Annotated in this window: 18 protein-coding genes; 8 read left to right on the top strand and 10 right to left on the bottom strand. The window is 58.5% G+C overall.

From position 1 onward, the window contains the following. Window positions 1-273: 273 nt before the first annotated feature. The 4 genes from FN828_RS20490 to lgt all read right to left on the bottom strand — a co-directional run bounded on the left by FN828_RS20490 (window position 274) and on the right by lgt (window position 3,278). Window positions 274-432 carry a hypothetical protein gene (locus FN828_RS20490; protein WP_185958982.1) on the bottom strand — a complete coding sequence of 53 codons (159 nt, stop codon included), beginning with the start codon at window positions 430-432 and terminating at the stop codon, window positions 274-276. 154 nt (window positions 433-586) lie between these two features. Then, a complete protein-coding gene (gene pgeF, locus FN828_RS09720) occupies window positions 587-1,342 on the bottom strand; it encodes a peptidoglycan editing factor PgeF (RefSeq protein WP_142493214.1) in 756 nt (251 codons plus the stop codon). Beyond that, entirely contained in the window at window positions 1,339-2,400 is a 1,062-nt protein-coding gene (locus tag FN828_RS09725; RefSeq protein ID WP_142493215.1) for a class I SAM-dependent methyltransferase, read from the bottom strand. Before FN828_RS09725 ends, pgeF begins: the two co-directional genes overlap by 4 nt. Beyond that, complete coding sequence (gene lgt, locus FN828_RS09730; protein WP_142493216.1) at window positions 2,397-3,278, bottom strand: prolipoprotein diacylglyceryl transferase; 882 nt, start codon at window positions 3,276-3,278, stop codon at window positions 2,397-2,399. The genes FN828_RS09725 and lgt overlap by 4 nt, the downstream gene beginning before the upstream one ends. A 97-nt stretch (window positions 3,279-3,375) precedes the next feature. On the opposite strand from lgt, the gene FN828_RS09735 reads away from it, so the two are divergent. From FN828_RS09735 to FN828_RS09750, 4 genes are all read left to right on the top strand, one after another. Further along, the gene (locus tag FN828_RS09735) at window positions 3,376-3,621 is read left to right on the top strand and encodes an accessory factor UbiK family protein (RefSeq protein WP_142493217.1); all 246 of its coding nucleotides are present in this window, start codon (window positions 3,376-3,378) and stop codon (window positions 3,619-3,621) included. A 49-nt stretch (window positions 3,622-3,670) separates the two neighbouring features. Continuing rightward, window positions 3,671-3,994, top strand: coding sequence for a hypothetical protein (locus tag FN828_RS09740; protein WP_142493218.1), 324 nt, complete (start codon window positions 3,671-3,673; stop codon window positions 3,992-3,994). A gap of 54 nt (window positions 3,995-4,048) precedes the next feature. Further along, window positions 4,049-4,474, top strand: coding sequence for a c-type cytochrome (locus FN828_RS09745; protein WP_142493219.1), 426 nt, complete (start codon window positions 4,049-4,051; stop codon window positions 4,472-4,474). A 158-nt stretch (window positions 4,475-4,632) separates the two neighbouring features. Next, window positions 4,633-5,460 carry an ion transporter gene (locus FN828_RS09750; RefSeq protein WP_142493220.1) on the top strand — a complete coding sequence of 276 codons (828 nt, stop codon included), beginning with the start codon at window positions 4,633-4,635 and terminating at the stop codon, window positions 5,458-5,460. A 76-nt stretch (window positions 5,461-5,536) separates the two neighbouring features. Here the strand turns inward: FN828_RS09750 and FN828_RS09755 are convergent, their stop codons facing one another. Further along, complete coding sequence (locus FN828_RS09755) at window positions 5,537-5,764, bottom strand: DUF1150 family protein (RefSeq protein WP_142493221.1); 228 nt, start codon at window positions 5,762-5,764, stop codon at window positions 5,537-5,539. 3 nt (window positions 5,765-5,767) lie between these two features. After that, window positions 5,768-6,181, bottom strand: a complete 414-nt coding sequence (locus FN828_RS09760; protein WP_142493222.1) for an Hsp20 family protein — start codon at window positions 6,179-6,181, stop codon at window positions 5,768-5,770. A gap of 161 nt (window positions 6,182-6,342) precedes the next feature. Here FN828_RS09760 and FN828_RS09765 point away from each other — a divergent pair, with 161 nt between their 5' ends. The 3 genes from FN828_RS09765 to FN828_RS09775 all read left to right on the top strand — a co-directional run bounded on the left by FN828_RS09765 (window position 6,343) and on the right by FN828_RS09775 (window position 8,184). Next, window positions 6,343-6,567, top strand: coding sequence for a YdcH family protein (locus FN828_RS09765; protein ID WP_142493223.1), 225 nt, complete (start codon window positions 6,343-6,345; stop codon window positions 6,565-6,567). 68 nt (window positions 6,568-6,635) lie between these two features. Beyond that, on the top strand, window positions 6,636-7,124 hold the full coding sequence (gene purE / locus FN828_RS09770) for a 5-(carboxyamino)imidazole ribonucleotide mutase (RefSeq protein WP_142493224.1): 489 nt from the start codon (window positions 6,636-6,638) through the stop codon (window positions 7,122-7,124). Further along, window positions 7,117-8,184: a 5-(carboxyamino)imidazole ribonucleotide synthase gene (locus FN828_RS09775; protein WP_142493225.1), complete on the top strand. Its 1,068-nt coding sequence runs from the start codon at window positions 7,117-7,119 to the stop codon at window positions 8,182-8,184. Before purE ends, FN828_RS09775 begins: the two co-directional genes overlap by 8 nt. A 54-nt stretch (window positions 8,185-8,238) precedes the next feature. Here the strand turns inward: FN828_RS09775 and FN828_RS09780 are convergent, their stop codons facing one another. The 3 genes from FN828_RS09780 to FN828_RS09790 form a co-directional block, all read right to left on the bottom strand. Next, on the bottom strand, window positions 8,239-9,351 hold the full coding sequence (locus tag FN828_RS09780; RefSeq protein WP_142493226.1) for an alpha-D-ribose 1-methylphosphonate 5-triphosphate diphosphatase: 1,113 nt from the start codon (window positions 9,349-9,351) through the stop codon (window positions 8,239-8,241). After that, window positions 9,348-10,073: a lipase family protein gene (locus FN828_RS09785; protein WP_142493287.1), complete on the bottom strand. Its 726-nt coding sequence runs from the start codon at window positions 10,071-10,073 to the stop codon at window positions 9,348-9,350. Before FN828_RS09785 ends, FN828_RS09780 begins: the two co-directional genes overlap by 4 nt. A gap of 99 nt (window positions 10,074-10,172) precedes the next feature. Then, a complete protein-coding gene (locus FN828_RS09790) occupies window positions 10,173-10,988 on the bottom strand; it encodes a DUF6473 family protein (RefSeq protein WP_185958983.1) in 816 nt (271 codons plus the stop codon). Window positions 10,989-11,146: 158 nt separating this feature from the next. On the opposite strand from FN828_RS09790, the gene FN828_RS09795 reads away from it, so the two are divergent. Next, window positions 11,147-12,022 (top strand): 3-hydroxybutyryl-CoA dehydrogenase, encoded by an 876-nt coding sequence (locus tag FN828_RS09795; RefSeq protein ID WP_142493228.1) that lies wholly within the window; start codon window positions 11,147-11,149, stop codon window positions 12,020-12,022. A gap of 33 nt (window positions 12,023-12,055) precedes the next feature. Here the strand turns inward: FN828_RS09795 and FN828_RS09800 are convergent, their stop codons facing one another. Next, window positions 12,056-12,934 (bottom strand): lysophospholipid acyltransferase family protein, encoded by an 879-nt coding sequence (locus tag FN828_RS09800; protein WP_142493229.1) that lies wholly within the window; start codon window positions 12,932-12,934, stop codon window positions 12,056-12,058. Window positions 12,935-12,947: the final 13 nt, after the last annotated feature.

A 12,947-nucleotide genomic window follows, 5' to 3' on the forward strand; every position in this document is an offset into this window, starting at 1 on the left:
GACAACGACAGAAGGACAGGTTTCCATCTGTTGATATGGAAATAATGCCCGGACAAGACAGGCATTGTCAAAGATTTCACCGTATTGTGTCGCTACAGTCGGAAAAATATAGGGTTCGCCCCAGAATTGTTTCCGCAAGCTGAACGAAGATGCCTCAATTGCTGCATCTGGGCGATTCGCACCCACGGAACCCTGCCGTAGAATGGCAAAAGGCCGCCCGATTGGGCGGCCTTCTACACGTTACAAAATGCACTGGTTACACAATTAATTCGCTTATCCCACCCGCAACTTCGCAACAGGGGCAGGTTGGGCCGGTGTCACATCCCGACTGCGTTTGGCTGGCTTCTGGCTGCGGGCCCACGGCATAGCGGGCATATCCGTTTTCGACGTTTCGACCACCGATTTCATCCAGCGTTTCTGTTTACGGGCCATTCTGACGCTCCTGCGAGTCGGGTATTCGTTTCTTCCTAAGGAAACAATTTGCCCCGGCATTGCGGCATTGTTTGGGCGTTTACACCAAAACAATGGGGAACAATTGTGACGTTCCCCGTTCTGAATTTTCACATGCAGAATGCAGCTATACGCCTTACAGACGGATAACAGACATCAAGCGGCCATAATCTGCTTCTTTGGCGTGTGTGGTCCGCCGATATGAAAAGAAACGATCAGGGTCCGAATAGGTGCAGTGCCGAATCCATTCGGCTTCGCCCACGCCCGCCTGCCGCAGGCGGTGCAACCCGTAAGAGGGCAGATCGAACATATAACGATCCCCCTGCCCATTGGTGAAGAAACGGGTATTGTCCATGTCTTCCACCATGAAATCATCCAGAAACTCTGGCCCAACCTCATAAGCGCGTTGGCTGATGGTAGGGCCGATGGCGGCCCGGATGTTGGCGCGCTTTGCGCCCAGCGTTTCCATTGCGTCCAGCGTCGCCTCCAGCACACCATCCAGCGCCCCGCGCCAGCCCGCATGGGCGGCGCCGATCACGCCAGCCTGTGGGTCCGAAAACAACACGGGCTGGCAATCCGCCGTCAGAATCCCCAGCGCGATACCCGGCTGATTGGTGACCATGCCATCACCGGGACCGATGTCCTGTTCGGAGTCGGTTATGATCGCGACATCGGCGGAATGGGTTTGGTGGATCGTCAGCAGCGCATCGTTTGGCAGGTCCATTGCCTGCGCCACGCGGCTGCGATTGATCGCCACGATTTCGCGCTGATCCGATGATCCGAACCCGCAGTTCAAACCGCTGAATATCCCCGAAGATGCCCCGCCCTTGCGGGTGAAAAACCCGTGCTGCGTTCCGGTCAGCAAATCCGACGTGAGAAATTCCAGCATCATGCCTCCAGTCCGGGGGGTGCGGTTTTGCCATCAGGGTACAGGCCCAGCACTTTGAACAGGGTTCCCATTTCTGCCGGATGCGTCAAGCGCCGATGTGCAGCAATCAGGTTTTCCAGATCAGGACCGCTTAGTTTGCTGGCCAACGCCTGCGCCCTGCCTGTAATGCCCAACCGTTCCAAAAATACGCCCTGCGTGGACAAGCGGGTGAATTTGGCCGGGGCAGCAGCAACGGCTAATGCTTCGAAATCGACATGAGAGGTCAGATCGCATTGGCCGGGGCTGGTCAGCGGATCGACATGCTGATGGCGGTGCAACGCCTGAAGCGTATCGCCCAGACTGCGCCAATCACCGTAATCAAGGATCAGCGCCGCGCCACCATGCTGCGCGATGCGCTGGCCCAGATCAGCGGCAATCGCAGGGGCCGCCGGGCATAGTTCGACCAGATCGCCGTCTTGGGTATCTTGCAAACGGTGATCCAGCGCGGATACCGGCCCCGGTTCCGTCAACGCAAAGCGCAGATCGCCGTCCGATGCGATGATGCGGCGTTCACGCCATGCGGAGCCTTCGCGCACAAACTGGCGGATCGGCAGCGCATCGAAAAATTCGTTCGCGATAAAAAACAGGGGACCATCCGGCAGGCCTGCCACTGTATCGTGCCATGCGGGGGCATATTGCGCCAAGGTATCAGCCTGTATGGCCCGCAGGGTCGGGGATGCTTCGATCAGATGCAGGCGCAGCGCGGCATGAAACCCCGGCACGGCACGGGTGGCCCGCAACACATCGGCCATCAGGGTTCCGCGTCCCGGCCCTGCCTCGGCCAGAATGAATGGGGTCGGTGCGCCCTGATCCAGCCATGTTTGCGCCAATGACAGGCCAATCAGTTCCCCGAACATCTGACTGATTTCAGGCGCAGTGGTGAAATCCCCCGCAGCCCCCAGCGGGTCGCGGATGGTGTAATACCCCAGCGTAGGATGCAACAGGCATTCGGCCATATAATCGGCCACGGTCATTGGCCCTGCACGCTGAATGCGGGCTATCAGGTGTTCGGTCAATGTCATTTCACCCGCCGCGCATACAGAACAAAGCCCAACCCGATCAGGATCATCGGCAAGGACAGAATTTGCCCCATGCTTAGCCCCCATTCACCCAGCCGGATGACATGGCCCAGCGGGTTATCAACGGTAATGAACTGGTCGTCGGCCTGCCGGAAATGTTCGACGATCACACGGGCAATGCCGTAACCCATCAAAAACAGGCCCATGATCAACCCCGGTTTTTTCAACGCCCCCCGACGAAACGCCAGCCACAACAGGATCGAGGCCAGAACGACACCTTCCAGAAATGCCTCGTACAGCTGCGACGGATGGCGGGCGCACAGGCCGATCACACCCTCACAGGTCTGGGCGGAAGCACCGGGGAAAATCACCCCCCACGGCAGATCGGTCGGACGGCCCCATAGTTCGGCATTGATGAAATTCGCCACCCTGCCCAGCATCAGCCCGATGGGCGCGGCCAGCGCCAACAGATCGCCGGTGGACAGGCGCGGAATACGGTTCAACCCGGTAAAGATCAGCGCAGCAATCACCACCCCCAGAAAACCGCCGTGGAACGACATCCCGCCTTGCCAGACTTTCAGAATGTCGCCCGGATGATCCAGATAATAGCCGGGCCGATAGAACAACACGAACCCCAGACGCCCACCGATGATGATGCCCAGAATCATCCATGTCAGCAGATCTTCGACCTGTCTGGGTGTCATGGGGGGATCGTTCGGCCATAACGCGGCGCGGCGCACAGCGGTTACGACAATGCGCCAGCCGATCAAGATGCCAGCGATATAGGCCAGCGCATACCAGCGCAGCGCAAATTCGAACCCGAACAGGGAGATCGAAAAAATCTCGGACGAGATATTGGGAAAGGGGATGACAGCGTTCATGTGCGTCTGTGTGCCTCTGGCTGGGAAGAGAAGTCAACCTTGTGGCCGAAGCCGCTACGGCCCATATAGGAACAAAGTGCAACGGTGGAGAGCATAGATGCAGACCCGCAACAAGTTTCTGGACGATATGTCCCAACTGATGACCAACGCGATGGGTGTCGCGCAGGGGGCCAAGGACGAGGCCGAAACCGCGATGAAAAGCCTGATTGACCGCTGGCTGGCAGATCGCGATTTTGTCACGCGTGAAGAATTCGAAGCGGTCCGCCTGATGGCGCAAAAAGCGCGCGAGGAAAACGAGGCGCTCAAAGCGCGTCTGGACGCTTTGGAAAAAGCTGCAAAATAAGGGCGGGGGCGCGCGGGCGCCCTTGGTCGTTCGCAAAGGATTCCATGCCATGCGCGGGTTTTTGGCACTGCTTGCCATCAGTCTGTTTGCCCTGCTGTGGCCCCCGCATCAGGGGGCGGCGTCCCCAATGGATATGGGGGCAATCACAAGCCACGCGATGCAGGATTGCGCGGATTGCATGGATATGGATGCCGAAACAAACCCCTGCACGCACGGCATCGCCTGCGGGGCGGGGCTGATACTGGTCGGCCCTGTGTTCGTCCCGATACCAATGGATATTCCTATGGTTTGGCCGGTCTGGCGGGGAATATCCCTTGTCGGTTTTGGGCCGGGGCCGGGTGTGCCACCGCCGAAACCTGTCTTTTTTGCCTGATCACGGCGGCGTGAAATGCGCCGTTTCCAGATAATTCGGACAAAAGAGACCACTATGAAATCGTATCTTTTTGCTGCCGCTGCTGCGGTGGCCTTGGGCGTGGGCGGATATCCAGCCTTGCGCCCTGCTGACCCCGCATTGGCCCAACCGGCACGGGGCAGCGCAATCGTTGAAGTGACGGAACCCGCAACACTGTCAGCGCAGGCCCAAATGGGCAAACGTGGCTTTGATGCCGTATGCGCAGCCTGTCACGGAACGAATGGTGTGGGGCGTGTCGGCATGGGGCCGCCCCTGATTCACCGTATTTATGAACCATCGCATCATGGCGACATGGCCTTTTTCATGGCGGCAGAACGCGGGGTGAAATCGCACCACTGGCGGTTTGGCGATATGCCACCGCAATCCGGGCTGACCCGCGCGGATATGACCGCCATCATCCGCTATGTGCGCGAAGTTCAGGCCGCGAACGGGATCAACTGATCCGCCAGCCCCGACAGGGGTCAACACAGATGACGGGGAAGGGACACCATCCCATCCCCGTCTTTGATTTTTCTACGATAGGGCGTGGAAACGCGGCGCGGGGTCCATATATGGGGCAGGATACGCGACCCATTCTCATTGATCACGAACAGGACCCCATGACACAGACCGCACCGGACGATCTGCGCCGCATTCCCCCCATTCAGCCCGGCCCGCTGGGCGCGATACAGCGCCTTTTGGAATCCGCGCGGTTTCAGCAAGCTATCATTGCCCTGATCGCGTTGAATGCAATCACACTGGGGCTGGAAACCAGCGCACGCGTAATGCAAGCCATCGGCCCCCTGCTGATGATGCTGGACACTGTTTTGCTGACGGTATTCGTCGCCGAACTGGTGCTGAAACTGGTGGTCTATCGCAGTCGCTTTGCGCGCGATCCGTGGAACCTGTTCGATTTCGCCGTCATCGCCGTGGCGCTGATCCCCGCCACCGGCAGCTTGTCTGCGCTGCGGGCGCTGCGCATTTTGCGGGTACTGCGGCTGATTTCGGCTGTCCCCTCAATGCGCCGGGTTGTTGGTGCGCTAATCGCATCCATCCCCGGAATCGGGTCGATTGTCGGATTGCTGTCACTGGTGTTCTACGTCTTTGCCGTGATTGCGACGAAACTGTTTGGCGCGTCCTTTCCCGAATTTTTCGGCACGCTGGGCGCATCGCTGTACACGCTGTTTCAGGTTATGACGCTGGAAAGCTGGTCGATGGGCGTGGTCCGCCCGGTGATGGAGGTGTACCCGCTGTCCTGGGCCTATTTCCTGCCGTTTATCCTGCTGACATCGTTTACCGTGCTGAACCTGTTCATCGGCATCGTAGTGGACGCAATCCAGCGCCAACACGAGGCCGAAGCCGCCGACGATCCGCAACCGGATTTACAGGATGTGATGACCGAACTGCGCGCCCTGCGGGCCGAGGTGCAATCGCTGCGCAAGGGATGAGCGATAAGCCGAACGGGGGCTGTGCGCCCCCTCGATGAGCGAAAACTTGGCCCTAATGAAGGGCCGTGCCTGACGCTTAGTGTACAGTCACAGGGGCCAGATCGTGCTGGCGGGCCAGCAAGAAGGCCAGTTTGCGGTCATTGACCAGCGCCAGCCTTTCGCCCTCGGCGTTATGCACGGCGTAAAGTTCGGTCAGATCACCCGCCTGTTTGCGCAATTCTTCGGGTAGGTCCGCCACTTTCACAGGGCGGACATAAACGATGCGCTGTTCGCCATCCTGGCCGAAATCATATTTGGTATTCATGACTTACCCCTTTTTGATCTTGATGCTTTGAACAATCGTATCGGGCTGAACGCGGGTCAGATCGACATGCAGCAACCCGTTTTCCATCACGGCCTCGCCCACCTCGACCCCGTCGGCCAGAACGAAAGACCGCTGAAACTGCCGCGCAGCGATTCCCCGATGCAGGAACACGCGCCCGTCCAGATCTTCTTGCTGCCGCCCACGGATCACCAATTGCCGGTCTTCCAGCGTGATCGCCAGATCATCTTCGGCGAAACCGGCCACGGCCAGCGTGATTCTGTATGAGTTTTCCGAGGTTTGCTCGATATTGAAAGGAGGATACCCTTCATTGCCGGATTTGGCATTGCGTTCCAGCAGGCGTTCAAGCTGGTCAAACCCCAGCAGATACGGGTGCGACCCCAAGGTAAGTTTCGTCATCGGCACGTCCTTACGGCTAAGCGACAGTCCATTTTTATCCGGCCCCGTTACGGCGACCCGATACAGGAAATATGGGCAGCACAAGCCACAGGCGCAAGGGCTTTGCGAAAAGGTTCCTTTTCAGTATGTTAAGCCAATAGCCAACAATAAGAATCACAGCCATGAACGCCCCCACCGATATTTCGATGAAAACCGATGACGTGCTGCGGGTAGAACTCGAAGTGTTCCGACAGGAACACCGCGATCTGGATCAGGCGATCACGGCACTGGTGGAACGCGGCACTTCCGATCAATTGACCCTGCAACGGCTGAAAAAGAAAAAGCTGCGGCTAAAGGACATGATTTCCCTGATCGAAGACCGCCTGACCCCTGATATTATTGCGTAACGCCGCGCCTTGACTATAGTGCGCCCCTTGAACACACGGGACCACGAAACCAAGAAGGGCACGGGTAAATGACGGACGTAAAAGTGGGCATCATCATGGGTAGCCAATCGGATTGGCCCACCATGAAAGAAGCCGCCGATGTTCTGGATGAACTGAACATTCCGTATGAGGCGAAAATCGTTTCCGCCCACCGTACCCCGGACCGTTTGTGGAACTATGGTAAAACCGCCGTGGACCGCGGCTTGCATGTGATCATCGCAGGCGCAGGCGGGGCGGCGCATTTGCCGGGCATGATGGCGTCTAAAACCCGCGTGCCGGTAATCGGCGTCCCGGTCCAGACCAAGGCGTTATCCGGTGTGGACAGCCTGTATTCCATCCTGCAAATGCCGCGCGGGTTTCCAGTGGCTACGATGGCCATTGGCGGCGCGGGGGCGAAAAACGCGGGCCTGATGGCGGCGGCCATTCTGGCCAATACCGATGCTGAACTTGCCGCCCGTCTGGACGCATGGCGTCAGGCGTTGTCGGCCTCTATCCCGGATGAACCGACTGATGACTGATACGCTTTTGACTGGTGCAACCATTGGCATTCTGGGCGGTGGCCAACTGGGCCGGATGCTGTCTGTTGCGGCGTCCCGGCTGGGGTTCAAAACCCATATCTTTGAACCCGGTGCCAACCCACCCGCCGCAGATGTGGCCCATGCCGTGACCACCGCCGCTTACGAGAACGAAGCGGCCTTGCGGGCCTTTGCCGCGACGGTGGATGTGATCACCTATGAGTTTGAAAACATCCCGACCTCGGCCCTTGATCTGCTGGAAACGCTGAAACCGATCCGTCCCAATCGCAAGGCGCTGGCCGTGTCGCAGGACCGACTGACGGAAAAGGCGTTCCTGACCGATCTGGGCCTGAAAACCGCCCCTTTTGCCGCCGTGGATGATGCCGTTGATCTGGCCGAGGCAATTGCCGAAATCGGCACTCCCGCGATCCTGAAAACCCGGCGGTTCGGGTATGACGGCAAGGGACAGTCGCGCCTGAAATCAGCAGAAGACGCCGAAACCGCACTGGCCGATATGGCCGGGGCGCCCGCAATTCTGGAAGGCTTCGTGAATTTCACCCACGAGGTTTCAGTGATCGGCACCCGTGGCGTGGATGGTGAAGTGGCCTGCTTCGATCCCGGCGAAAACGTTCACCGGGACGGGATTTTGCACACCACAACCGTGCCCGCCAACCTGACCGCCAGTCAGAAAATGGATGCGGTTCTGCTGACCGCGAAAATCCTGAACGCCCTGAAATATGTCGGTACAATGGGCGTGGAACTGTTCGTGACACCCCAAGGGCTGATCGTGAATGAAATTGCGCCGCGTGTGCATAATTCCGGCCACTGGACACAAAATGGCTGTGCTGTGGATCAATTCGAGCAGCACATCCGCGCCGTGGCAGGCTGGCCGCTGGGCGATGGCAAGCGCCATTCGGATGTGGTGATGGAAAATCTGATTGGCGATGATATGGACCGCGTGCCAGACATCGCCAAGGAACCGAATGCCGCGCTACATCTGTATGGCAAAGCGGAAACCAAACCGGGCCGCAAGATGGGCCACGTCAATCGGGTGAAAGCCTGATATAAGACGCAAAGCCGCCTGAAACCCGGTTTCCGGCGGCTTTTTTCACCTGTTTCAGCTTAGAAAGCGCGTAGCAACTTCGCCCGCCAGATAGGTGACGCGCCCGCCTGCGATCGTGGCCCCGACGCGGCCCGCATCATCCAGCACCACCAGATCGGCACGTTTTCCGGGGACCAACACACCCCTGTCCGTCAGCCCCAACACCCGCGCCGGACCTGAGGAGACAAGATCCCAATTCCCCAGCGACAAGGCCGCAAGGCGCGGGGCCGGGTAATGGTAATCTGACGCCAGCGCATCCCCAATTCCCTGCGCCAGCAAATCCGCAGCGCTGACATTACCGGAATGCGATCCGCCGCGTACCACGTTCGGCGCCCCCAGAATCACCGGATCACCGGCATTGGCCGCAGCTTGCGCCGCCGCCAGCGTTTCGGGAAATTCGGACACCGACACGCCAATATTACGCCAATTCGCCCGCTGATCGGCATCGCGGTCATCATGGCTACCCAGCACGACACCCCGCGCCCGCAATCGCGCCGCCAACCCGGCCAACGCCTGCGGCACATCCTTTGCCGCGTCATGTAATGCCTGCATCAGCGCCAAATGCGCCTCGGGGCTGCGCCCGCCCTTCAACGCCTGCCCGGTCAGACGCGGCGGGCGCTTTCCCTTGATCAGCGCGTCATGCGGCAGGTGATCGTTGAACACCACATAAGGGATGCCGTAACGCACAACGATGTCTTCGACCTTGGCGTAATCGTCCAACATATGCGTTTCAAACCGCAACTGGGTCCGCAGATCGGTGCCAAGCCCGTCATACCCCGCCAGCGCCTCCAAGAACCGGGTGGCGAAATCCGGGCCACGCATTCCGCCTTCCCAGCTCCAGAATTGGGCCAGAACGGCGGTGGTGATACCGTTGGCCGCCAGTTCCGCCTCGGTCGCGGCCAATCCGGCGGACAGGTCTTTCATCGCGCCACGACGGGGGGCAAGGTGGCGTTCAAACCCGTCACCGTGGCAATCCACAATGCCCGGCAGCACCCGAAACCCGCGCAGGTCCACCGACCGACCCGCCCCACCATCAACAATCAGGCCATTCGCAAAGCTAAGATCGCCGGGGCGTGTGCCATCCGGGAACAAAACGGTGGCATTGGTCAAGGTCAGGCAAAGCGTCATTCAGCATCCGGCAGGGACCGAATGGCCTGCCCCCATGTCATAGCGTGGTCGAACGCCCCCTTTTCGATGAATTCCACCACCTGCGCAATCACCAGCGGGTTATTCATCATAAACGTATGCGTCACCGGCAACACGATATGATCCGCCATCCCATCCACCCGAGTAGATGCGACAGACACCTTGCCGTCATCCGGGCCGTCGATCAAAGACGAAAAGACAGGGTTCAGCGATTGATCCCCCGCGATCACCCCCAGATCAAAATCCACCTTCGGCAAATGCGCGGGCAGCCCATGTTCGCCTGTGCCCAACTGTTGCCCTGCCGGGCCGTTGAACCAGCCGAATGCTTCCAGATCACCCAGAACATCCACCAATTCCGAACCGCCATTGGGCGGGGCCAACATTACGACCCGGCCCAGATTGGGAATCTCATGCCCAACCAGCCAATAACGCAACAAAATCCCCCCCATGGAATGCGTTACAACATGGGTCCGTTGGCCATGACAGCCCTGAATCGCACGCGGCAGCACATTCAGCGCCAGATTGGTGATGGTTTCCTGCCGTGACGGGTATCCGGGCCGCACAACATCAAAGCCTTTGACCTTTAGTACCTGCTCCATCAACAGGAACGAATTTTCGCTGCGGGCCAACCCGTGCAGCAGCACCACGCAATCAGCGCAGGCCAGTGACGGGAACAAAAGAAACAATGCCAGTAGAATTTTCATCCCAAAGACATAGGCGCAATTCGATCCAAAAAGAACAGGCCCCATAACGAACCATCACACACATACGTTATCCTGTTCTTTTCTGGGCTTCATGGCGGATCAAACCATGCCCAAATCCTCCAACACGGTCTTTAATCGCGTGGCAATCAACCCGTGCATTAACGGATTGGGCAGATCGGCAGCGGCAAATGCCTCCATCGCGCCAAACACCATCCCGGCGGTTCCTACGTCCTGAACCGCGCCGGATGGCAACACCTGAACCAATCCGGCGCTTCGTTTGCGTAAGGGTGCCAACAATTGCTCGTCCACAAAGGGATCTGCGGCGCGTCCAGTTTGTCCGGCAACATGTGGCAGCCACAGTAAAACCACCGGGCGTTCGACCCGCCGGATCATTCCAATGACCGAAGTCAGCCACGCCTTGCGGCATTCCAAAACAACCCTGCCAAATGCCTGTGGCGATGCTCGGCGCAAACTGCTCAGCAGATGGCCGACAAAATGAAACTCGGTAAAATCCAGTTGCGGATACAGCGCCACAAGCGGGGGTTTTGCCCGAATGAACCGATCATTCCGGCGCGGATGCACCGAATAAAACGCGTTACTCACATATTGCGGCCCCATCACCTGTAGCACAACGAACGCTGCACCACGCGCAATGCGCAGCACCGTTGGATCGCTGTGTACGGTTTCAATCCCCGCATTGATCACCCCCAGATTAACGCTGGTCAGTCCTGTTTGATCCTCCAGCAATGCCGGAAAGGGACGGGCAACGAATTTGCCATAAGTTTCTGTCCCACCAATAAAAACGCCATAGGGCGCATCCAGTGACCGCTCTGGCCCGCGAAACGAAAGCCGCGATTGCCCATAGCCACATGACAAATAGTCCAGGGCCGAAGCCCCGTTATGTTCATAGGTCATTTCACCCACCATATTTTCACCCACCCCAGAGAATCGGCGGAAGGTGTTGAAAAACTGCTAATTCTCGAATTCGACTCGAATTTTCATTTGTTCCCGCCCTTGCGGCAGGGCCGCCCCCGCGCATAAGGTTGGCCGGAACCGAAGAAGGAACCGGGTGCATGGACATCAAATCAATCGGGGTTATCGGCGCGGGTCAGATGGGCAACGGGATCGCTCATGTGATGGCGCTGGCGGGCTATGACGTGCTGCTGAATGACATCAATCAGGACGCGCTGAACAAGGCTGTGGCCCTGATCGACAAGAACATGGAACGTCAGGTCAGCCGCAATCTGATCAGCGCCGATGACAAGGCTGGCGCCATGTCCCGGATTCAAACCACGCTGGAGCTGACACAGCTTGGCCCGTCCGATCTGATTATCGAAGCCGCGACCGAGCGCGAGGATATCAAGAATAAAATTTTCGAAACGCTGGCCCCGCATTTGGGGGAACAGACAATTCTGACCTCGAACACATCTTCGATTTCGATCACCCGTCTGGCCAGCCGCACCGATCGCCCGGAACGATTCATGGGGTTCCATTTCATGAACCCGGTGCCCATGATGAAACTGGTTGAACTGATCCGGGGCATTGCCACGGACGAAGAAACCTATCAGTCGTGTCTGGCTATCGTGGAACGGCTGGGCAAAACCGCCGCCTCGGCCGAAGATTTCCCGGCCTTCATCGTGAACCGCATCCTGATCCCGATGATCAACGAAGCTTGCTATACCCTGTACGAAGGTGTGGGAAATGTGGCGTCGATTGACAATGCGATGAAGCTGGGGGCCAATCACCCGATGGGGCCACTGGAACTGGCCGATTTCATCGGGTTGGATACCTGTCTGGCCATCATGAACGTGCTGCATGACGGGTTGGCGGATACGAAATATCGCCCCTGCCCGCTGCTGACCAAATATGTCGAGGCCGGTTGGCTGGGCCGCAAAACCAAGCGCGGTTTTTATGATTACCGGGGCGAAACACCAGTCCCCACGCGCTGAACCACAAAGCCCGGCCATGCGCCGGGCTTTTCCTTAGGCTTTCAGCGACAGCGTATGGTCCCGCAACCACGCCATAAACCCGCGCGGGTCACTGTGCAGGCGTTCCATCTGATCATCCGTCAGCGGATGCCCCACGATGGGTTTTTGCGGCCTGTTACAGCTTTTGACGATCTCATGCAGCAACAACCCCTGCCGTAATGTCGGGGAAATTCGGTTGGCGATCTGATAGGCGCGCGAATTGGAGCCGGGGAAAAAGATCGGCACCACCCGCGCACCGGATCGGCGGATCATCTGGGCGGTAAAGACATTCCATTCCGCTTCGACGGCGGGGCCAAACATGCTTTCTGATGCGGCCACCACGCCCGACGGGAACACGCTGATCACGCCACCCGATTTGAGCACAGACATCGCCTGCGCCCGCATTTCCACGCTTTTGCGTTGCGCGTCTTCCTCGTGCGGGAACGGCACCGGGATCAGATAGGACGAAGCCACCTCGTCAATGCCGGTCAACAAGGATCGGGTCAAAATCCCATAATCCTGCCGCCGCCGCCCGATCAGATCGGCCAAAATCATCCCGTCCACCAATCCGTGCGGATGATTGGCCACCACGACAACCGGGCCTTCGGCGGGAATGCGATCAATCTGATCCTGTGGGGTGTGCAGCGGAATCCCCATCACGTTCAACGCCGCCCGCCAAAATGCCTGCCCTTGTGGGGCACCTTCGCGTTCAAACCGGCGGATCATCCGCAGGATCGTCAGCTTTCCGGTAAACCATTCGATCAGCTTGATCGTCAGTGATTTCAGCGGGCTGTCAAACGTGTTGGCATAGGTCAGGCTGCGCCGGTCATAGGTCGTATGCGTGACCGTATCGGACGTCACCGCGCGTTGATCGGAATGAGATCTGTCTTCCACCTTGACTGCACCA

The organism is Thalassovita litoralis (assembly GCF_900182725.1).
Lineage (GTDB): Bacteria > Pseudomonadota > Alphaproteobacteria > Rhodobacterales > Rhodobacteraceae > Thalassobius > Thalassobius litoralis.

Excerpts from the sequence above, each read along its gene's own strand:
- FN828_RS20490 (WP_185958982.1), bottom strand. The coding sequence starts at position 432 with ATGGCCCGTAAACAGAAACGCTGGATGAAATCGGTGGTCGAAACGTCG.
- pgeF (WP_142493214.1), bottom strand. The coding sequence starts at position 1,342 with ATGATGCTGGAATTTCTCACGTCGGATTTGCTGACCGGAACGCAGCAC.
- FN828_RS09725 (WP_142493215.1), bottom strand. The coding sequence starts at position 2,400 with ATGACATTGACCGAACACCTGATAGCCCGCATTCAGCGTGCAGGGCCA.
- lgt (WP_142493216.1), bottom strand. The coding sequence starts at position 3,278 with ATGAACGCTGTCATCCCCTTTCCCAATATCTCGTCCGAGATTTTTTCG.
- FN828_RS09735 (WP_142493217.1), top strand. The coding sequence starts at position 3,376 with ATGCAGACCCGCAACAAGTTTCTGGACGATATGTCCCAACTGATGACC.
- FN828_RS09740 (WP_142493218.1), top strand. The coding sequence starts at position 3,671 with ATGCGCGGGTTTTTGGCACTGCTTGCCATCAGTCTGTTTGCCCTGCTG.
- FN828_RS09745 (WP_142493219.1), top strand. The coding sequence starts at position 4,049 with ATGAAATCGTATCTTTTTGCTGCCGCTGCTGCGGTGGCCTTGGGCGTG.
- FN828_RS09750 (WP_142493220.1), top strand. The coding sequence starts at position 4,633 with ATGACACAGACCGCACCGGACGATCTGCGCCGCATTCCCCCCATTCAG.
- FN828_RS09755 (WP_142493221.1), bottom strand. The coding sequence starts at position 5,764 with ATGAATACCAAATATGATTTCGGCCAGGATGGCGAACAGCGCATCGTT.
- FN828_RS09760 (WP_142493222.1), bottom strand. The coding sequence starts at position 6,181 with ATGACGAAACTTACCTTGGGGTCGCACCCGTATCTGCTGGGGTTTGAC.
- FN828_RS09765 (WP_142493223.1), top strand. The coding sequence starts at position 6,343 with ATGAACGCCCCCACCGATATTTCGATGAAAACCGATGACGTGCTGCGG.
- purE (WP_142493224.1), top strand. The coding sequence starts at position 6,636 with ATGACGGACGTAAAAGTGGGCATCATCATGGGTAGCCAATCGGATTGG.
- FN828_RS09775 (WP_142493225.1), top strand. The coding sequence starts at position 7,117 with ATGACTGATACGCTTTTGACTGGTGCAACCATTGGCATTCTGGGCGGT.
- FN828_RS09780 (WP_142493226.1), bottom strand. The coding sequence starts at position 9,351 with ATGACGCTTTGCCTGACCTTGACCAATGCCACCGTTTTGTTCCCGGAT.
- FN828_RS09785 (WP_142493287.1), bottom strand. The coding sequence starts at position 10,073 with ATGAAAATTCTACTGGCATTGTTTCTTTTGTTCCCGTCACTGGCCTGC.
- FN828_RS09790 (WP_185958983.1), bottom strand. The coding sequence starts at position 10,988 with ATGACCTATGAACATAACGGGGCTTCGGCCCTGGACTATTTGTCATGT.
- FN828_RS09795 (WP_142493228.1), top strand. The coding sequence starts at position 11,147 with ATGGACATCAAATCAATCGGGGTTATCGGCGCGGGTCAGATGGGCAAC.